Origin of the sequence: Chryseobacterium jejuense (assembly GCF_900100075.1) — a bacterium.
Classification (GTDB): Bacteria; Bacteroidota; Bacteroidia; order Flavobacteriales; family Weeksellaceae; genus Chryseobacterium; species Chryseobacterium jejuense.
In genome coordinates this window covers 730,794-751,367 of sequence record NZ_FNEG01000002.1, presented here as the reverse complement: position 1 = coordinate 751,367, position 20,574 = coordinate 730,794, and the positions used below count along the sequence as shown (strand labels likewise).

The following is a 20,574-nucleotide window of genomic DNA, read 5'->3' as shown; positions in this document are numbered from 1 at the left end:
TGAATATATTTTAGAAAAATAAACCACTAAGAAAAGCTCTTAATGGTTATTTATTATGTTTTAAACTTTATCTTTTATCCAGTTGTATAGGATTTCACTGAATTCATCCGGCTTTTCCATCATCGCAGCATGGCCACAGTGGTCAATCCAGAATAAATCCGAGTTAGGAATAAACTTATGCATATCCTCAGCTACCTCCGGTGGTGTTACATTATCCTGTTTCCCCCAGATCAGACACGTTGGTGTTTGAATCTTCGGAAGATCGTTCAGCATATTGTGTTTGATGGCACTTCTTGCCAACATTACCGTTTTTATTCCTTTCATTCTGTCATTCACCACAGCAAAAACTTCATCTACAAGATCTTCAGTAGCAACCTTAGGGTCGTAGAAAACTTCTTCCGTTTTCTTTCTGATATAAGATCTGTCATTCTTTCTAGGAAAACTGTCTCCGAAAGTTCTTTCATACAAACCGGAGCTTCCAGTTAGAACAAGGTTCTTTACCAGATCAGGTCTTGCTAAAGTTAAAATAAGTCCTACATGCCCTCCCATTGAGTTTCCAACAATGGTAACAGGTCCTGAAATATGACTTTCTATAAACTTGATAATATATTTTGCTATAGTGGTGAGATTCGTATTGAGTACCGGCAAATCATAGATGGGCAATTGAGGAACATATACTTTGAATCCTCTGTCCGAAAAAAAATCTACCATTTTATCGAAATTACTCAAACCACCCATTAACCCGTGCAACAGCACTAATGGATGTCCTTCCCCAGCCTCTACATAGGAATATTTCTTTTCTTTTTTTGTACTAAATATCATATAATGCCTTAATAAAGCCTTGCAAAAATACAAATTAAACCTCAAAAATATTTTGATTATCCTAATTTAAGATAAAAATAATACAATATTCCCCTTTTTAACTTTTTTTTTCAAAATCGCTTTATTATGGCTTAAATAACAGTTTTAACAACCATCTACATATCAATTAATTACATTCTTAGAACTCAATCTTTAATAAAACTTATTAACATTGAGTCAAAAAGTGGGAAAAAGTGGGAAATTTTGGAAATTATTATATAAATTTGTCCCAAATGAAAAATTTCATTGGGACATATGAGTGTAAAATTGACGACAAAGGCCGCTTAAAAGTTCCTTCATCTTTAATCAAACAGATGGAAAACTTCGAGGATAAGGCGTTTGTAGTCAAAAGATCTGTGTTCCAACCTTGTCTGGAGGTCTATCCAATGAATGCATGGGATAAACTGATGGGCAAAATTAATAAACTGAACAGATTCATAAAAAAGAATGCTGATTTCATACGAATGTTTACGGCAGGAGTAAAAACAGTTGAACTGGACAATGCAGGGAGATTACAAATTTCTAAAGACCTGATGACTTTTTCAAATCTTCAGAAAGATGTAGTAATCACCAGTGCAGGAGAACTTTTCGAAATTTGGGACAAAGAAGCCTATGAACAGGTAATTTCAACCAATGAAACTGATTTTGCCAGCCTTGCCGAGGATGTAATGGGCTCTTTTGAAGAAGAATAGCTGTAAAAGTTATTAAAATTTTATTTAATAAAAAACACAATTAAGCATGTATCATAACCCCGTTTTGTTGAAGCAGAGTGTAGATGATTTGGTGACGAATCCTGACGGAATCTATGTGGACTGCACCTTTGGAGGTGGCGGCCACTCAAGAGAGATTTTGAGCAGACTTTCTGACAAAGGAAAACTGTTCAGCTTCGATCAGGATCTGGATGCGCTTAAAAATACAATTGATGATCCCAGATTTACATTGGTAAATCAGAATTTCAGATTTCTCGAAAATTCTTTACTGATGTATGGAATATCACAGATTGATGGTGTTTTGGCAGACTTAGGAGTTTCATCCCACCAATTTGATGAAGCAGACAGAGGTTTCTCTACAAGAAGCAATGCTCCTTTGGACATGAGAATGAATGTAATGCAGAATCTTGATGCCAAAAGAGTCATTAATGAATATGGAGAAGAAGAACTTGCTGACATTTTTTATCACTATGGTGAACTAAGAGAAGCAAGAAAACTGGCTAGGGATATTGTTCATCACAGAAAAATAAAAAGCATAGAAACCACTGAGGATTTGAAAAAGCTTTTCAGCTACCTTCCTCCTCATAAAGTGAATAAATTCTATGCACAACTTTTTCAGGCAGTAAGAATAGAAGTAAACCAGGAACTTGAAGTATTAAAAGAAATGCTGGTTCAGGCTTACAATGTTTTAAAACCTGAAGGAAGATTAGTAGTAATCTCTTACCACTCTTTAGAAGACCGTTTGGTAAAAAGATTCCTGAAAAACGGAATGTTTGAAGGAGAACCGGAAAGAGATATCTACGGAAATTATCAGAAAGCATTCGAGTTGGTGAAGAGCAAAGCAATCATCCCGGACGATCAGGAGATTGAAGAAAACTCAAGAGCGAGAAGCGCAAAAATGAGAACAGGAATTAAGATATAAATGATAAATCATAAGTGATAAACGATATCAGCTATCTTTTATCATTAATCAATTATAAATAAAGCGTTGGCAAAAAGAACAACAAATCGCCCCCAGAAAAGACTCACTTTTATAGATATTATAAAAGGGAACTTTCTGAATCGTGATGAGATCAAAATACATTACAAGTATTTTCTCCTGTTGTTTATCTTGATGATGGCCATGATTTACAGTAATCATCTCGTCAATAAGAAAATTAAAATTGTAAACGCCTTAAAGGAAGAAACAGAAGAATACAAATCGAGAAACGCTTACGCCCAGAGTAAGCTGATCAAGGTAAAAATGGAATCAGAGCTGGGGAAAGAGGTTGCGCGGGACTCTTTGATGACCCTCGAAAACCACCCTCATAAATTGCTAATAAAACTGGACAGTACAGATGCAAAAGCAAAATGAATACGACAACAAACGTAAAAAAACGTTACGATGGGGCTACCTCTTTGCAGTGGTAGCTTTGTGCGTGTTTGTAATGTTCTTGGCAAGGATTGTAATCCTTCAGAATACCAATGTTCAGGAAATTAAGGATGATTACATTAATAAAAATTATCGTGAAGCCACTCTAAAAGCTGCCCGTGGTAATTTATTTGCTTCCGATGGATCTATTTTGGCCACAACCGTGATGCGCTACGACATCTATCTTGACTTCAAAACAATGAAAGATACGATCTACAGCAATCACATCGGAGCATTAACGGATTCTCTGAGCAAAATGTTCGGAAAATCCAGAGGAGAGTTCAGACAAAAATTCGACGAGCAGAAGAAAAAGAAAAACCAATATTATACCCTGGTAAAAGGGCTTGATTTTGACCAATACGACAGAATCAGACAGTTCCCGATCTTCAAAAGAGGTAAAAATAAAGGCGGCTTCATTGTAGACAGAAACTACAAAAGAGAACTTGCAACCTCAGAAATTGGTGCCGGAACCATTGGTATGGATAACGGAGATCTTAAATCAGGATTAGAGGGCGCTTTCTCAAAGTATTTAACAGGTACCGACGGAAAAAGACTAGAACAAAGAATCAATTCTTCTCAATGGAAGCCTATTGACTTCTGGAAAGTTCAGGAACCCATTGATGGAGAAGATGTATATACAACCTTAGACCTTAGAATTCAGGATATAGCACACTCTGCTTTACAGAAACAGCTTATTCATTACGAAGCTAAGCACGGAACTGTAGTAGTAATGGAAGTAGAAACCGGAAAAGTACGTGCTTTGGTTAACTTAAGAAGAACTGAATCAGGAGAATACGAAGACTCTTACAACTACGCGTTAAAAGATAATATCGAACCAGGATCCACCTTCAAAACCATTTCTCTTTTAGCAGCAATGGACGACGGATTCATCGATGAAAACTCAACGGTAAACGTAGGAAACGGAGTTTGGACCTATGCAAAACAAAGAATTTCTGATGGCCACGGTGGTGGAACTTACGATATCAGTGATGTTTTAGCCAAATCCAGTAACGTAGGAACAGCAAAACTCATTACAAAATTTTATGCTGAGAAACCACAGATCTTCCTGGACCATTTGAAACGTTGGAAATTATTTGACAAAATGGATATTGAGCTTCCAGGAATCACAAAACCGAAGATCTTAACCCCAGAAAATAAAAGATGGAATGCTGCGACACTCGCTTCTATTTCATTCGGGTATTCATCTAATGTCAACCTGCTTCAGCTGGCAACCTTCTACAACGGAGTAGCCAACGGAGGTAAAATGCTTAAACCATTATTCATTGATAAGATCATGAAAGACGGAAAGGTAATGTACAGTGCAAAACCTGAAGTAATGGTAAACAAAATGGCATCCGAGAAGGCTATTAAAATGATGACCAGCGCATTAACCAAAGCCGTAGAAAAAGGAACCGGACGAAGCATTTTCACCCCTAACCTTAAAATGGCAGGAAAAACAGGAACCGCAAGATTTGAATATTGGCTTCCTGGCCCAATGAAATATCGTGCATCATTCGCAGGATTCTATCCGGCTGATGCCCCCAAATATACATGTTACGTGATGGTAAGCGAGCCCAATACAGCAATTGGATTCTATGGAGGTCCTGTAGCAGCTCCGGTGTTTAAAGAAATTGCAGGAAAAACCTTCCTGAAAACACCACAAAACATTGAAAAAGAAATGCTCGTAGACAAAAAGGTAAACCTGAGCAAAATGGTTGAACCTAATGTAAAAGTAGCAGTCAATGATAAGCAAATGCCTAATGTAGTAGGATTGATTGGTAAAAACGTCATCCCACAATTGGAAAACTTAGGATACCGTGTCGATTTTAAAGGAGTTGGACGAATCAAAGAACAATTCCCATTAGAAGGCACAACAATCAGTAAGAACCAGAGAATATATTTATCTCTACAGAATTAAAAACAGAGTCCCAAAGGGACAATTTAAGCCGAAATAGGATAAAATCCTATTGATATAAAATGATAATAACAGAATTAGTAAACAGAATCCCAGTAATCGAAATCCACGGAGATAACAACCGTGAGGTATCCGAATTGGTGTTCGACAGCAGAAAGGTTACAGAAAACTCTCTTTACATTGCTATAAGAGGAACAGTGGTGGATGGACACTCATTCATTTCATCTTCTATTGAGAAAGGAGCAACAACAATTGTTTGTGAAGAATTCCCTGAAACGCTTGCAGAAAACGTAACTTATATCAAAGTGAAAGACTCTGCCAAAACTTTAGGTCACCTTGCTTCTAACTTCTACGGGAATCCATCTAAGAGACTTAAACTGATCGGCGTTACCGGAACTAACGGAAAAACCTCAGTTTCTACCCTGCTTTTTGATGTTTTCAAGAATTTAGGATATGATTCTGCTTTATTATCAACCGTTGAAATCAGAATTGGGGAAGAAATTATCCCAGCTACTCATACCACTCCGGATGTAATTACCATCAACAGAATCTTAGCTGAAGCTGTTGAGAAAGGATGTGAATTTGCTTTCATGGAAGTAAGCTCTCACGGAATTGCACAAAACAGAATTGAAGGATTACACTTCAAAGTAGCAGGATTTACCAACCTTACTCACGATCATTTAGATTATCACAAAACATTCGAAGAATATTTAAAAACAAAAAAGAGATTCTTTGATGAATTAGAAGATACAGCCATTGCCATCACCAATGTGGATGACAAAAATGGGAATGTCATGCTTCAGAATACAAAGGCTACAAAAAAGTCTTATGCTTTGAAAACAATGGCAGACTACCACGGAAAATTATTGGAAGTGGATTTCAACGGAATGCTGCTGAACTTCAATGGAAAAGAATTCTGGACTACATTAACAGGAAAGTTCAATGTGTACAACCTATTATTGGTTTTCGGAATTGCAGAAGAACTTGGATTTGAGCAAGCAGAAATTCTTCAGGCTATTAGCCAGTTAAAAAGAGTTTCCGGAAGATTTGAAACTATGAAATCAGATGGTGGAATCTTCTTTATTGTAGATTATGCACACACTCCGGATGCTTTAGAAAACATTCTGGACAGCATCAACGATATCAGAACCAAAAACGAAAGATTAATCACCGTTTTCGGTTGCGGAGGAGACAGAGACCACTCCAAAAGACCTGAAATGGGAAATATTGCCACGAAAAAATCAACCCTGGCAATCATCACTTCAGATAACCCGAGAACAGAAGATCCGGGACAGATTATTAAGGAAATTGAAGCAGGCGTTGAACCTCAGAACTTCAGCAAATACACTTCAATTCCAGACAGAAAAGAAGCCATAAAGATGGCCATAAAGTTTGCAGAACCTAAAGATATTATTCTCGTAGCCGGAAAAGGCCACGAAAACTATCAGGAGATAAATGGTGTAAAACATCATTTTGATGACAAAGAAGTAATTAATGAGCTTTGGAAATTAATGAGCAAATAATTATTAACAAATTGAAACTATGCTATACTATCTATACGAATATCTAACCGACCATGGAATTCACGTTCCAGGATTAGGAATGTTGAAATACATCTCCTTCCGTGCAGGAATGGCAGTATTGTTCTCTTTAATTATTGCTCTTGTCTACGGAAAAAGAGTCATCAACTACCTGAGAACAAAACAAATGGGCGAATTAGTCCGTGACCTAGGATTGGATGGTCAAAAACAAAAAGAAGGAACTCCTACTATGGGAGGGCTTATCATTATTTTGGCTACCATTATTCCCGTATTGCTGTTTACAAGAATTACAAACGTATATATTGTCTTACTGCTGGTTTCAATGTTCTGGATGGGAGCTATTGGGTTCCTGGATGATTATTTAAAGAAAATCAAGAAAAATAAAGACGGGCTAAGCGGTAAATTCAAAATTGTGGGACAAGTTGGCTTAGGGTTAATTGTCGGAATCACCATGTATTTCCATCCGGATATTACCGTTAAACGAAAATATGCAGATGCAAAAGTAGTGAACAGAAACAACGTAGAGCAAAACTTCATGCCTACAGAGAAAATCACAGTTTCTACAGTACCATTCGCAAAGAACAATGAGTTCGATTATAGCGGAATCCTGTTTTGGATGAATGAAAAAGATGCCCATGAGTGGGCATGGATTGTCTTTATCCCTATCGTGATCTTCATTGTAACAGCTGTTTCCAATGGAGCCAATATCACCGATGGAATTGATGGGCTCGCCGCAGGAACCAGCGCCATAATACTGCTTACTCTTGCCCTTTTCGCCTATCTTTCAGGGAACATCATCTTCGCTGACTATCTGAACATCATGTTCCTACCCAATATGGGTGAAACCACCATTTTTGCCGTCGCAATGGTAGGAGCCGTAATCGGGTTCTTCTGGTATAATACCTATCCTGCTCAGGTTTTCATGGGAGATACAGGAAGTTTGATGCTGGGAGGAGTCATTGCTGTTTTAGCCATTATTTTAAGAAAAGAATTGTTGATTCCTGTTTTATGCGGAATCTTCCTGATTGAAAACCTTTCCGTTATGCTTCAGGTAATTGTTTTCAAATACAGAAAGAAAAAATATGGGCTGGAATATGCTCAAAACAATAGACTATTCAAAATGTCACCATTACACCACCATTATCAGAAAGAAGGATTTCACGAAAGTAAAATCGTAAACAGAATGGTTATCATAGGAGTAATACTGGCAATTGTTTGTCTGATCACCTTAAAAATGAGATAAAACTTAATTTAAAAATTGAAAGATTAAAACACTGAAGATCTTTCAATCATTAAATCAAAATAATATGAAAATAGTTGTTTTAGGAGGAGGAGAAAGCGGATGTGGAGCTGCTTATTTGGCCAAAAAGAAAGGTCTGGAAGTATTTCTTTCAGATAAAGGGGCCATTAAAGATAACTATAAGCAGTTTCTTACCGAAAATGGAATTGAATTTGAAGAAGGAAATCACGATGAAGAAAGGATTTTAAATGCCGATTGGATCGTAAAAAGCCCAGGAATTCCGAAAAAGGCAGAGATCATCCACAAAATTCATGAAAAAGGAATAAGACTTTCCTCTGAAATTGAATTCGCTTCTGAGTTTACAGATGCTAAGATCATTGCCATTACAGGAAGTAACGGAAAAACAACCACCACTTCCCTGATCTATTATATCCTGAAAAATGATGGATTAAACGTAGGATTGGGAGGAAACATAGGATACAGCTTTGCAAAACAAGTTGCAGATGAAAACCATGAATATTATGTATTGGAAGTAAGTTCTTTCCAGTTAGATGATATTCAGAATTTCAGACCTTATATTTCTTTATTGTTGAACCTGTCTCAGGATCACCTGGATCAGTACAACTACAACTATGAAGAATATGCATTGGCAAAATTCAGAATCACTGAAAATCAGGAAAATGATAATTTCTTCATCTACAACAAAGATGATGAAATGAGTAAAAGCCTTCTTGAAAAATTAGAAATAAAAGCGAAGATGATTCCTTTCTCCACAAAGGAACAGCTTCCTGAAGGAGGTTTTGTAAACGATGATCAGATTGTAGTTAAAATGAAGGATGAATTCTCCATGAAAGTTGAAGAATTATCCCTACTTGGGAATCACAATGTTGCCAATAGCTTAGCGGCCTCTATTGCAGGTAAGATATTGAAGATCAATAATGAAAGCATAAGACATTCATTAATGACATTCCAGGCGGTAGAACACAGACTGGAATTCGTAACTGAAACAGATGGAGTAAAATACATCAACGACAGTAAAGCAACCAATGTGAATGCCACTTATTATGCTTTGGAAAGTATGAAAACCCCAACCGTTTGGATCGTTGGTGGATTAGATAAAGGAAATGACTATACCGAAATAGAGGATTTAGTTAAAAGAAAAGTAAAGGCAATTGTTTGTCTTGGAGTTGACAATAAGAAGATTATAGATTTCTTCAAGGATAAAAAGGAGTTCATTTATGATACTTCAAGCATGGAAGAAGCCGTGAAAATATCAAAATCATTGGCTAAAAAAGGAGACACCGTTCTACTTTCTCCATGTTGCGCAAGCTTTGATTTATTCAAAAGCTATGAAGACAGAGGACGTCAGTTTAAAGAGCAGGTATTAAAGTAAAAATGTAAAATGTCAGCTGTACAAAGTGGGTAACACTTTATACAAAAACATCAATACAAACTATATGGACGAGCAGAATACAGAAACCAGATTTGAATTTCTAAAGGGCGATAAAGTACTTTGGATGGTCATTCTTGTGATCTCCATTTTCTCTATTTTCCCTGTTTACTCTGCAAGTTCAAACCTGGAATACATTGTGAATAACGGAACTACAACAGGTCACGTTATCAAACACATGTTCTTTGTACTTCTGGGGTTAGCAATTATGCGGCTTGTAGGAACAATAAAATATGAATACATCGGAAAGCTCAGCAGTATCCTGCTCGGTCTGATGATCGTTTTATTGATTGTTACCATGTTTACCGGACAAACCATTGATGGGGCCAGTGCTTCCCGATGGCTGAAAATTCCGGGAACACCCATCTCATTCCAGCCGTCATCATTCGCCTTCCTGATGTTGATTATCTATTTATGCAGATATTTAACCAAAAAGATCACAAGAGAAAGGCTTCCAATAGAGAATATCATGTATATTTTCGGCCCAATTCTTCTTGTTTTTGTACTGGTGGCAAAAGACAACGGTTCAACAGCATTAATGATTCTGATGGTTTCAGTAATTGTTTTGATTGTTGGGCAGCTTCACTGGAAATACATTGCTGGCTTTATTTCAGCCTCATTTGTAGCTATTGTACTCTTCCTGTTGATTGCATTGAATACCAATATGATTGGTGGAAACCGTGTTCACACATGGATGAGCCGTATTGAAACATTTACATCAAGTAAAGCAAAATCAGCAGATACCGATGATGAAAGCGTAAAAGCCAAGAACTATCAGGTAATGCAGGCAAAAGCAGCCATCGTACACGGTGGTATTACCGGAATGGGCCCTGGAAAAAGCGCATTAAAACAAATGCTTCCACAATCTGCCTCCGACTTTATCTTCGCCGTAATCGTAGAAGAATACGGAGTAATCGGAGCCGCATTTTTAATCAGTCTCTATCTGATTATGATGATAAGGATTGTAATGATTGCCAGTAAAATGCCAGCCTTCTTCGGATCATTGCTGGTACTCAGTCTCGGGGTAATGATTTTTATACAGCTATCGGTAAATATTGCCGTAGCAGTCAATCTGATCCCGGTAACAGGGCAGCCACTACCATTGATAAGCTACGGAGGAACCTCCATGTTGGTAACCTATTTACAGTTAGGAATTATCTTAAATATAAGCTCCAGAATTCAGATTTACGATGAAGAAGGAATGGGCAAAAAACAAAGCATAGCAGAAATAAACGATATCGCATAAACCAAAAAGTCCCAAAGGGACGATTTAACAAAAAATCGGACGCAGTCCTATTATATTATATCAGACAATGAACAAAAAACTAAAAATACTACTATCAGGCGGAGGAACAGGAGGACACATCTTCCCTGCCATTGCCATCGCAGACGAAATCAAAAAAAGATTTCCTGATGCAGAATTTTTGTTCATTGGAGCCAACGGAAAAATGGAAATGGAAAAAGTTCCACAAGCCGGTTATAAAATTGAAGGAATTGATATCGCCGGAATCGACAGAGGAAACCTATTATCCAACTTAGGACTTCCTTTTAAAATTCTGAAAAGCTTATCCAGATCCAAAGAGATCATCAAAGACTTTAAACCAGACGTTGCTATAGGAACAGGAGGATTTGCAAGTGGCCCCGCTTTATATGAAGCTACCAAATTAGGAGTACCTGTCTTTATTCAGGAACAGAATGCTCATGCAGGAGTTACCAATAAGATTTTAAGTAAAGCAGCCAAAGCCATCTTTACAGCCTATCCAAAAGTAGCCGGTTTTCCGGTAGAAAAGATAAAGTTTCTGGGAAATCCAATCCGTTCTGTTATTATTTCAGGGATGCAGGAAACCACTCAGGCAAAACAAAAAATGGGATTAAATAAAGACAAACTTACCATTTTATCGGTAGGTGGATCTTTAGGCTCCAGAACATTAAACAATGCTTGGAAATCTCATTTAAAACAAATTACAGACAAAGATTATCAGCTGATCTGGCAGACAGGAAAGCTTGATTATAAAGATATTATTGAGGAAACGAAAAATATTGACACCAGAAATATTCAGATCCGTGAGTTTATCAAAGACATGGAGTTGGCCTATTCTGCAGCAGATATCATCGTTTCAAGAGCCGGAGCCATTGCCATTTCAGAGTTGGCCGTAGCACAGAAACCGGTATTATTGGTCCCATTCCCTTTTGCAGCGGAAGACCATCAAACTAAAAATGCCATGAATCTGGTTGAAAAAAATGCAGCCAGAATGGTAAAAGACTCTGAAATGCAGGAAAAATTCTGGAATACATTATCAGAAATCTGCGAAAATGAAAATGTAAGAAAAGAAATGTCCACCAATCTCGAGTATTTTGCAAAGCCAGATGCTACAAAAGAGATTGTAGATGAGATATTTAAAGTGATTAATAGATAAAGGAAAAATGAAGAATTTAGAAACATATCAAAACTTTTACTTCGTTGGAATCGGAGGTATCGGAATGAGTGCATTAGCGCGCTATTTCCATGCGTCCGGAAAAAAAGTATTGGGTTACGATAAAACCAACACCAAGCTTACTCAGAATCTGATGAAAGAAGGAATAGATATTGTTTTCGAAGATCTCATTGATGAAAAGGTTACCTCTCTTCAAAAAGAAAATACATTAGTAATCTATACACCAGCCATTAAAACACTTGGGATTTTAGATTACTTCAACCAAAATCAGTTTGAAGTGCTGAAACGAGCAAAGGTTTTAGGATTAATCACAGAAAATACAGATTGTATCGCTGTAGCAGGAACTCACGGTAAAACAACAACGTCTACCCTGGTTTCTCACTTATGTAAAGAAGCAAACCTACCATTTTCATGCTTTCTAGGAGGTATTTCTGAGAATTTTAAATCAAACTTCTTATATAATGGTTCTAAGTATTCAGTAGTGGAAGCAGATGAATATGACAGAAGCTTCCTGAACCTTTCTCCGGACTGGGCAGTAGTTACTTCAACTGATGCAGACCACTTGGATATTTATGGTGATAAAAGCCATATTGAAGAAGGTTTCAGACAATTTGCAGCCTTAGTTCCTGAAGACAAACAGCTATTCGTAAGAAAAGGTATTGAAATAGGAAGAGGGCATCAAACCTACGCTGTAAATGAAAAAGCTGATTACTATTCTGATAACCTGAGAATGGATCATGATAAAATCTATTTTGATTTCCATACTCCAACCGAAACAATAAAAGATTTTGTTTGGGAAATCCCAGGAATCCATAATGTGGAAAATGCTACCGTAGCATTGGCAATTTTACACAATTTGGGCGCAGATTTTGATACGCTGAAAAAGGCAATTGCCAATTTTAAAGGAATTAAAAGAAGATATACCAAGCATTTTTACGAAAACGGTAAAATTTATATAGATGATTACGCTCACCACCCAACAGAAATTAATGCGGTAATGGGTTCTATTAAGACATTTTATCCTGATAAAAAATTATTGGTGGTCTTCCAGCCTCACCTGTTCAGCAGAACAAGAGATTTTGCAGATGGATTTGCTGAAAGCCTGAGCAATGCAGACGAGTTGATTCTTTTAGATATTTACCCGGCAAGAGAGCTTCAGGAGAACTTTGAAGGAGTTACGTCAAGCTGGCTGTTGGAAAAGGTAACATTAGATAAAAAAGAAGTATCCACTTTATCCAATGCTTTTGAAAAAATAAAACAAAAGGATTTTGATATCCTTCTCACAGTAGGTGCCGGAAATATAGACACCCTATATGACCCGATTTGTGATTGGATTGCAAAAATTTAAATATAAACGCAGTATATGCGAAACAAGAACACAAGATTTATTCGTAAAAGTGTTTAAAGAAAAATATGAAAAATAAATACAGAATATTAAAAATTGTTATCACGGTAATCATCCTTGGATTGTTGCTGAGTTTCTCCTTAAAGAGATTCGGCGGCCAAAAGATTACAGATAATAAGATTTCTGTAAAAATGAATGAAAAAACTCCCGTTTACTTTGTTGATGAAAAAGACATCAGAGAGATTGTAAAAAAGGAGAATCCATCAGGAAAAGTAGGAGATCTGAACATTCCGGCATTAGAAAAAAAGATTAACTCTCTTCCAGCGGTAGACAGTGCCAATGTCTATCTGAACTTAAATGGAAAATTGAACCTTGATATCAAACAGAGAGTTCCGGTATTCAGGCTTAATAAAGAAGGAAAAGACTTTTATGTGGATGAAAAAGGAGTTGAATTTCCTATTTCAAGAACCTATTCTCATCCATGTATGCTCGTCACAGGAAATGTACAGCCGGATGAATATGAAAAACTGGCAGAACTGGTTGGAAAAATTGATAAAGATGACTTCAGTAAGAAATTCTTCATTGGAATTTCAAAAAATAAAGACAGCTATAATCTCCTGACCAGCGAAGGAAACTACAGAGTAGAACTTGGAGATCTGGAGAATATTGACTTTAAAGTAAGAGGATTTAAAACCTTTGTAGAAAAATACCTGGTTTATCAGGATCCTCAAAAATACAGTATGGTTTCTGTAAAATACCAGAACCAGATTGTAACCACTCTTAATCCACACTTCAAGGAAAACGACAGTATCCTGAAGGCTGGTAAATTAGAAATGGCAAAAGCTCCAGCACTTACAGCTGCTGCTAAAAAGGCCGATGCAAAACCAAAAATTGCAGAAGTGAAAAAAACAAGCTCAACTCCGGCAAAACCGAAAGTGAGTACGAAACCTAAAACACAGGCAAAGGAAGTAAAGAAAACAGAGAAAAAAACAACGGCCCCGGCACAGTCCAAGCCAAAGCCGAAACCAAAGGTGAAAATAGAATAAAAAACAGTCCCGAAAGGGCAATTTAACACAAAGCAGGACCTATTCCTGCATGGAAAAAGTAGAAAAAAATCAAATCGATATAAAAATGGAAAATCAAGAGTATTCAGTAGGTCTGGACATCGGGACAACAAAGATAGTCGCGATTGTCGGAAGAAGGAATGCACACGGGAAAATAGAAGTTCTCGGTGTAGGAAAAGCTAAAAGTCTTGGTGTTCATAAAGGTATTGTGAATAATATTTCACAAACTATTAATTCAATCAAGGCTGCAGTATCCGAGGCACAATCCAGTGCCGGAGTTCCTATCCGCAAAGTTACGGTAGGTATTGCAGGAAAACACATACGTTCTCTGCAGCACTCCGATTATATTATGCGTGAACATCCGGATAAGTTCATCACAGATGATGATATTGAAGCATTAAAAGACCAGGTCAAGAAGTTGGTTATGCTTCCTGGAGAAGAAATTATCCATGTACTTCCACAAGAATATAAAGTGGATTCCGAAGGGGAAATTCAAGAACCTGTCGGAATGCACGGAAAACGTTTAGAAGCCAATTTCCACGTTGTAGTTGGGCAAATGGGAAGCATCAGAAATATTGCAAGATGCGTTCGTGAAGCCGGATTAGAAATGGAAGCCCTTACATTAGAACCATTAGCCTCTTCAGAAGCTGTTCTTACCAAAGAAGAGAAAGAAGCAGGGGTAGCTATTGTTGATATTGGAGGTGGTACTACAGATATTGCAATCTTTAAAGACAATATCATCCGTCATACCTGCGTGATCCCTTACGGAGGTGGAATTATTACGGAAGATATCAAAGAAGGATGCTCCATTATTGAAAAACATGCTGAACAATTGAAAGTAAAATTCGGTTCGGCTGTTCCAGAATTAGAAAAAGACAGTACTTTTGTAACAATTCCGGGACTTCATGGGCGACCAGATAAGGAAATCTCTTTAAAAACCCTTGCTCAAATCATCAATGCAAGAGTAGAAGAAGTTCTGGAAATGGTTAATACCGAGCTTAAAGCCTACGGAGCCTTTGAACAGAAGAAAAAGCTGATTGCAGGAATCGTTCTTACAGGTGGTGGGTCAAACCTTAAACACCTTAGACAGCTGGCCAATTATACCACAGGTTTTGACAGCAGAATCGGTTTTGCAAATGAATATATCGCCAACGATAAAAACCAATATCTGAAAGGCCCTGAATTTGCTACCTCTATTGGGTTATTGATGGAGAGTTTGAAGATCAGAGATAAAAAACAGACTGTTGACGATATAGAAGAAGCTGTAAAAGAGCAAACTAAGCCTGAAGCAGCTCCTGTACAGGCAGAAACTGTTCAACCTATTCAGCAAACTGCAACTCCTGTTCAGGAACAGCAAATTGCTGATGAAAGACAGGAAAACAGAAAAGCTAAACTGACTTTCGGGCAGTCGCTTATGGAAAAAGTAAAAAAATTCTTTGAAGAAGTAGAATAAATTATAAATGATGAATGATAAGCGATAAACGATTTTTTCCTTATCAATTATCATCAATCAATTATCAATTATAATTATTAAAAATATAGTTATGGAAAATATAGGTACACAAGGATTTTCATTTGACCTACCAAAAGGAAATTCATCCATCATAAAAGTAATCGGTGTAGGAGGCGGAGGAAACAACGCGCTAAAGCACATGTACGAAAAAGGGATCCACGGAGTTGATTTCGTGGTCTGCAATACAGACGCCCAGACCCTGGATAATAACCCCGTTGCCAATAAGGTTCAATTGGGAACTTCTATTACAGAAGGTCTTGGAGCCGGTGCTGATCCTGAAGTAGGAGAAAAATCAGCCATTGAAAGTATTGAAGATATCAAGGCTGCTATGGGCCAGAACACGAAAATGGTGTTCATCACTGCCGGAATGGGTGGTGGTACAGGTACCGGAGCCGCTCCTGTTATTGCTAAAGTGGCAAAAGACATGGGAATCTTAACCGTAGGTATTGTTACCGTACCTTTCAGTTTCGAAGGAAAAAGAAGATTGGAACAGGCTGAAAACGGGCTTGAGAAATTAAAAAATAACGTTGATTCATTAATTGTAATCAACAACGATAAACTGAGACAGCAATTCGGAAACCTTGGATTTAAGCAGGGATTCTCTAAAGCAGATGAAGTATTAGCCAATGCCGCTAAAGGAATGGCAGAAGTTATTACGGGTTACTTTGATGTAAACATTGACTTTAGAGATGCTAAATCTGTGCTTCAGAACTCTGGTACAGCTCTAATGTCTACAGGTACTGCTTCAGGTGAAAATAAAGCTGAAGAGGCCGTAAGAAAAGCGTTAGATTCTCCATTATTGAATGATAACAAAATTACAGGTGCTAAAAATGTACTATTGTTGATCAGAAGTGGTGCGGAAGAAGTTACCATGGACGAAATCGGTATCATTATGGACCACATCCAGAAAGAAGCTGGAAATACAGCTGATATCATTTTTGGAGTAGGTGCTGATGAAGAACTTGGAGATGCAGTAAGCGTACTTGTTATTGCTACAGGATTCTCTAATGACAATAAAAAATTCTCTGGTCCTACAGAAAAGATAAGAATCAGTCTTAATGATAATTTAGACGCCCAAAAATCGTCTCCTTTTAAAACAAGAGAAGAAAGAGAGTCTGCTCCTGAAGTAACTCATGATTTTGGCAGAAAAAGCCTTTTCAGATTGGATGATGAGGACCATGACACCCCATTCAATGTGACCTCTACCGAAAAAAAAATGATTATTGAGGAGGAGGAAATCAGAACAGAAATAAAATTCTTTGATAAAGAAGAAAGTACGATCAACACTCCTGAACAAGGGTGGAGAAATGAAGATGAGCAGGAAGAATACAGCCTTTCTATTGAAGGAGAGGAAGAAGATCCAAACGATTTGGAAATTCAGTCTTTCTCATTTGATTTCGACAATAAAAAAGAGGATCCTCAGTCTGGAAATGTTTTCAACAACAATTCTTCACAAGAGAAACCGGTTGAGTTCAACTTCTTTGTTAATGAGCCTATCAGAAATGAGCCTAAAACAGATTACGGACAGCCTAAAGCAGAGTTTAATGCTCCGGTAAGTGCAGTAGCAGAACCCGCTCAGAAAATTGAAACCTTCTATCAAAAAGAAGAGCCAAAAACTGAAACAAGACCTGCTTTTGAAACTAAAACAGAAATTGAAACTCCAAAAACTGAAGAATCAGAATTCACTTTCGTGAATAAAACGATCGATCAGGACAGGATAATCGAAAGAAGAAATAAATTAAAAGAATTTAACTCCCGTTATCAAAGCTTTGACAGCACGAGTGAATTCGAATCTATTCCTGCTTTCAAGAGAAAAAACATCTCTATTGACGGAACCAATGCATCAGATCAAAATATCAACACGTATATGTCTGACAACAATGGTTCTATGCAGATCAGAGAAAACAGATTCTTAAATAAAGACGTAGACTAAAATAATGTAACAATGTACCAATCTAATAATGTAACAATTCTGTGCATTTTATAATTGGTACATTGGTATACTGTTACATTGGTAAATTAATTAAAATGAGTTTAGAAAATATTATAAGCGAAGCTATAAAAACAGCGATGAGAGAGAAAGACAGAGTTGCTTTAGACTCTCTTCGTGCCGTAAAATCTCAAATTCTTCTTTTACAAACAGAAGCCAGAGGTGCTGAAGTTTCTGCAGAACAAGAAATTGCTATTCTTCAGAGAATGATTAAGCAGCGTAAAGATTCTTTTGAGCAGTTTTCTGCCCAGGGAAGACAAGATCTTGCAGATGTGGAAGAAGCTCAAATGAAAGTTATTGAGAAGTTTTTACCAAAACAGCTTTCTGCAGAAGAATTAGAAACAGAAATTAAAAATATAATTTCAGAAACCGGAGCTGAATCTATGAAAGATTTAGGAAAGGTAATGGGAGTTGCTTCAAAAGCATTAGCCGGAAAATCAGACGGAAAAAGCATTTCCGAGATGGTTAAAAAGCTCCTTTCATAATGTGATCCGGGTTCCGGAGTTTGGATCTATTCCTGCTCTCGTAACGCGTTTCTCGTTCCATAACTAAGGATATACAACCTTTGCATATCGATTTGATTAAGAAGCCCGGGACTTTTTGAGTCTCGGGCTTCATTTTTTTGGATATTAAAGTCTGTTGATTCAAAAAACTTTAAAAAAAGAGTTTAGATACGATCATATTTCGGATAGTATTAAATGATTGATTGCTTGAGGGAAAGCCTTAAATGTTTTTTTCATGGTCGTTTGTTTTTCAGAATCATTTCAAATTTAATAATTATATTTGATTATTCCTAATTTTAATTCACATTTTTTTGAATATTGTTATATTATTAATATTCAGTTCATTTTATATACCTAAACCATTCATAGTTATTATATATTGAACAAACGTAAAGAATTCCTTAACTTTGTATCGATAAAAAACAAAATATATGTATCCAACAGATTTAGTAATGCCTATGAAGGCTGAACTTACAGATAAAGGTTTCCAGGATTTAACAACTCCTGCTCAGGTAGAAGGTGCTTTGAAGCAGTCTGGAACTACATTATTGGTTATTAACTCCGTATGCGGATGTGCTGCAGGAGCTGCAAGACCAGGAGTAGTATACTCTTTAACTGGAGATAAGAAGCCAGATCATTTAACAACTGTATTTGCAGGTTTTGATACTGAGGCTGTAGTAGAAGCAAGAAAACACCTTGCTCCATTCCCACCAAGTTCTCCTTGCGTTGCACTTTTCAAAGATGGAGAATTGGTTCACATGCTGGAAAGACACCACATTGAAGGAAATCCTGCAGGAGCAATCGCTGCAAACCTTCAGGCTGCTTATGATGAGTACTGCTAAGAAACAATAAACTAGATATTAAACCGTTACAAAATTTGTAACGGTTTTTTTATTTAACTCCACAAAAAATTCTCTAAACATTCAAATATCATTATATTTGTTGGAATGGCAACCAAGGCACTTTTTAATACTGTAGTCAACTGGTTCATCCGTCAAAGGATAGACCAGATTCAGAATTTCATGGATCATCCCATTGAAACTCAGAAGGGTATATTGTTTTCCCAACTGTTTCATGCGGAAGATACTGAATATGGTAAACTGCATGGATTTAACTCTATTTCAAGCTATCAGGACTTTAAAAATAAAGTTCCCATTGTTACCTATGAAGAAATGGAGCCTTATATTGAAAAAGCGAGGCAGGGACAAAAAGATGTAAGCTGGCCGGGACTGATTAAGCATTTTGCCAAATCCTCCGGAACAACGAATGCTAAAAGTAAATACATCCCTATTTCTACAGAAAGCCTTGAATACTGTCATATGAAGGCCGGAAAAGACATGGTTTCCATTTATGCCAACAACCATCCTGAAAACCAGCTTTTCAATTATAAAAATTTACGTTTAGGCGGAAGTTCTGAGTTATACGCAGATTTTAATACAAAATTTGGCGATTTATCAGCTATTTTAATTGATAACCTCCCGTTTTGGGTAGAAATTACCACCACTCCCAGCAAGAAAGTTTCTTTGATGGGCGAATGGGAAAGCAAACTGAGAGCAATCACCTCTGAAGTAAAAAATGAAGATGTGGGAAGCATCCTTGGAGTACCCAGCTGGATGATGGTTCTTCTACAAAAGGTATTGAACGAAACCAATGTTGATAATATTTCAGAGCTATGGCCTAATCTGGAGGTGTTTTTTCACGGTGGAATCAGTTTTAAGCCCTACAAGGAGCAATACCGCAAGATCATCGGAAAAAACATCAATTACTACGAAATTTACAATGCTTCTGAAGGCTTCTTCGGAATACAGGACAGATCTAACAGCGATGAAATGCTTCTGATGCTTGATTATGGTATATTCTACGAATTTATTCCAATGGATCAGTTCCATTTCTCCAATCCAAAGGTGGTAAGCCTTGAAGATGTGGAAATCGGGAAAAATTATGCTATGGTTATCACGACCAACGGCGGATTATGGAGGTACCTGATTGGTGATACGGTAGTCTTTACGTCTACCAACCCTTTCCGAATAAAAATAACAGGAAGAACGAAGCATTATATAAATGCTTTTGGAGAGGAATTAATGATCACCAATGTAGAATCTGCCCTATCTAAAGCCTGTGAACTCACCGGTGCTCAGATTACAGATTTTACAGGTGCGCCAGTCTTTATGAAAGAAAATGAAAGCGGTGCCCATGAATGGATCTTTGAATTCAGTCAATACCCTGATAATCTGGATAGTTTTGTTGATGCTTTTGACCAGCATTTAAAGAAAATCAATTCGGATTACGAAGCGAAAAGGTACAATAATATAACGCTTAGAAGGCCAATCGTTCATATTGCCAAGAACAATCTGTTCTATTACTGGCTGGAATCCAAAGGAAAACTTGGTGGCCAGAATAAAGTACCAAGGCTGAGTAATGATAGAGAATATATTGACCCTTTACTGGAACTTAATAAATAACAGGAAGGGAAGATGGAGGCTGGAAGATGGAAGTTCTTACAGTCTTTATACAACTTATATTTTTTAAGTAAAAAGGAGTAAAAATACAGAGACTAAATGTTATTGAGGAAGAAGCATCCAGCTTTCCTCTTTTG

General features: G+C 37.1%; 17 protein-coding genes. 16 read left to right on the top strand and 1 reads right to left on the bottom strand.

The genetic code is table 11. From position 1 onward, the window contains the following. Positions 1 to 60: 60 nt before the first annotated feature. Positions 61 to 822, bottom strand: coding sequence for an alpha/beta fold hydrolase (locus tag BLS98_RS08810; protein ID WP_089735570.1), 762 nt, complete (start codon positions 820 to 822; stop codon positions 61 to 63). Positions 823 to 1,094: 272 nt separating this feature from the next. Between BLS98_RS08810 and mraZ the strand changes: the two genes are divergently transcribed. From mraZ to BLS98_RS08730, 16 genes are all read left to right on the top strand, one after another. Next, positions 1,095 to 1,553: a division/cell wall cluster transcriptional repressor MraZ gene (gene mraZ / locus BLS98_RS08805; protein WP_089735568.1), complete on the top strand. Its 459-nt coding sequence runs from the start codon at positions 1,095 to 1,097 to the stop codon at positions 1,551 to 1,553. Positions 1,554 to 1,599: 46 nt separating this feature from the next. Then, positions 1,600 to 2,493, top strand: coding sequence for a 16S rRNA (cytosine(1402)-N(4))-methyltransferase RsmH (gene rsmH / locus BLS98_RS08800; RefSeq protein WP_089735566.1), 894 nt, complete (start codon positions 1,600 to 1,602; stop codon positions 2,491 to 2,493). Between the two features lie 66 nt (positions 2,494 to 2,559). Beyond that, the gene (locus BLS98_RS08795; RefSeq protein ID WP_027372881.1) at positions 2,560 to 2,925 is read left to right on the top strand and encodes an FtsL-like putative cell division protein; all 366 of its coding nucleotides are present in this window, start codon (positions 2,560 to 2,562) and stop codon (positions 2,923 to 2,925) included. After that, positions 2,909 to 4,900 carry a penicillin-binding transpeptidase domain-containing protein gene (locus BLS98_RS08790; RefSeq protein ID WP_089735564.1) on the top strand — a complete coding sequence of 664 codons (1,992 nt, stop codon included), beginning with the start codon at positions 2,909 to 2,911 and terminating at the stop codon, positions 4,898 to 4,900. The genes BLS98_RS08795 and BLS98_RS08790 overlap by 17 nt, the downstream gene beginning before the upstream one ends. Before the next feature lie 59 nt (positions 4,901 to 4,959). Beyond that, positions 4,960 to 6,420: a UDP-N-acetylmuramoyl-L-alanyl-D-glutamate--2,6-diaminopimelate ligase gene (locus tag BLS98_RS08785; RefSeq protein WP_089735562.1), complete on the top strand. Its 1,461-nt coding sequence runs from the start codon at positions 4,960 to 4,962 to the stop codon at positions 6,418 to 6,420. Between the two features lie 19 nt (positions 6,421 to 6,439). Continuing rightward, the gene (mraY, locus tag BLS98_RS08780) at positions 6,440 to 7,681 is read left to right on the top strand and encodes a phospho-N-acetylmuramoyl-pentapeptide-transferase (RefSeq protein WP_089735560.1); all 1,242 of its coding nucleotides are present in this window, start codon (positions 6,440 to 6,442) and stop codon (positions 7,679 to 7,681) included. A 64-nt stretch (positions 7,682 to 7,745) separates the two neighbouring features. Next, positions 7,746 to 9,071 (top strand): UDP-N-acetylmuramoyl-L-alanine--D-glutamate ligase, encoded by a 1,326-nt coding sequence (gene murD, locus BLS98_RS08775; protein ID WP_089735558.1) that lies wholly within the window; start codon positions 7,746 to 7,748, stop codon positions 9,069 to 9,071. A 64-nt stretch (positions 9,072 to 9,135) separates the two neighbouring features. Next, positions 9,136 to 10,374 (top strand): FtsW/RodA/SpoVE family cell cycle protein, encoded by a 1,239-nt coding sequence (locus tag BLS98_RS08770; protein ID WP_089735556.1) that lies wholly within the window; start codon positions 9,136 to 9,138, stop codon positions 10,372 to 10,374. 67 nt (positions 10,375 to 10,441) lie between these two features. Continuing rightward, positions 10,442 to 11,545, top strand: a complete 1,104-nt coding sequence (gene murG / locus BLS98_RS08765) for an undecaprenyldiphospho-muramoylpentapeptide beta-N-acetylglucosaminyltransferase (RefSeq protein ID WP_089735554.1) — start codon at positions 10,442 to 10,444, stop codon at positions 11,543 to 11,545. Positions 11,546 to 11,552: 7 nt separating this feature from the next. Next, positions 11,553 to 12,911 (top strand): UDP-N-acetylmuramate--L-alanine ligase, encoded by a 1,359-nt coding sequence (gene murC, locus BLS98_RS08760; protein ID WP_089735552.1) that lies wholly within the window; start codon positions 11,553 to 11,555, stop codon positions 12,909 to 12,911. A gap of 65 nt (positions 12,912 to 12,976) precedes the next feature. Then, positions 12,977 to 13,954 (top strand): cell division protein FtsQ/DivIB, encoded by a 978-nt coding sequence (locus tag BLS98_RS08755; protein ID WP_089735551.1) that lies wholly within the window; start codon positions 12,977 to 12,979, stop codon positions 13,952 to 13,954. Positions 13,955 to 14,039: 85 nt separating this feature from the next. Next, positions 14,040 to 15,425, top strand: a complete 1,386-nt coding sequence (gene ftsA / locus BLS98_RS08750) for a cell division protein FtsA (RefSeq protein WP_089735751.1) — start codon at positions 14,040 to 14,042, stop codon at positions 15,423 to 15,425. A 91-nt stretch (positions 15,426 to 15,516) separates the two neighbouring features. Further along, positions 15,517 to 17,418, top strand: coding sequence for a cell division protein FtsZ (ftsZ, locus tag BLS98_RS08745; protein ID WP_089735549.1), 1,902 nt, complete (start codon positions 15,517 to 15,519; stop codon positions 17,416 to 17,418). 95 nt (positions 17,419 to 17,513) lie between these two features. Beyond that, the gene (locus BLS98_RS08740) at positions 17,514 to 17,960 is read left to right on the top strand and encodes a GatB/YqeY domain-containing protein (RefSeq protein ID WP_089735546.1); all 447 of its coding nucleotides are present in this window, start codon (positions 17,514 to 17,516) and stop codon (positions 17,958 to 17,960) included. A 449-nt stretch (positions 17,961 to 18,409) separates the two neighbouring features. Beyond that, positions 18,410 to 18,820 (top strand): BrxA/BrxB family bacilliredoxin, encoded by a 411-nt coding sequence (locus BLS98_RS08735; protein ID WP_045492287.1) that lies wholly within the window; start codon positions 18,410 to 18,412, stop codon positions 18,818 to 18,820. Between the two features lie 105 nt (positions 18,821 to 18,925). Continuing rightward, positions 18,926 to 20,440, top strand: a complete 1,515-nt coding sequence (locus BLS98_RS08730; RefSeq protein WP_089735545.1) for a GH3 auxin-responsive promoter family protein — start codon at positions 18,926 to 18,928, stop codon at positions 20,438 to 20,440. Positions 20,441 to 20,574: the final 134 nt, after the last annotated feature.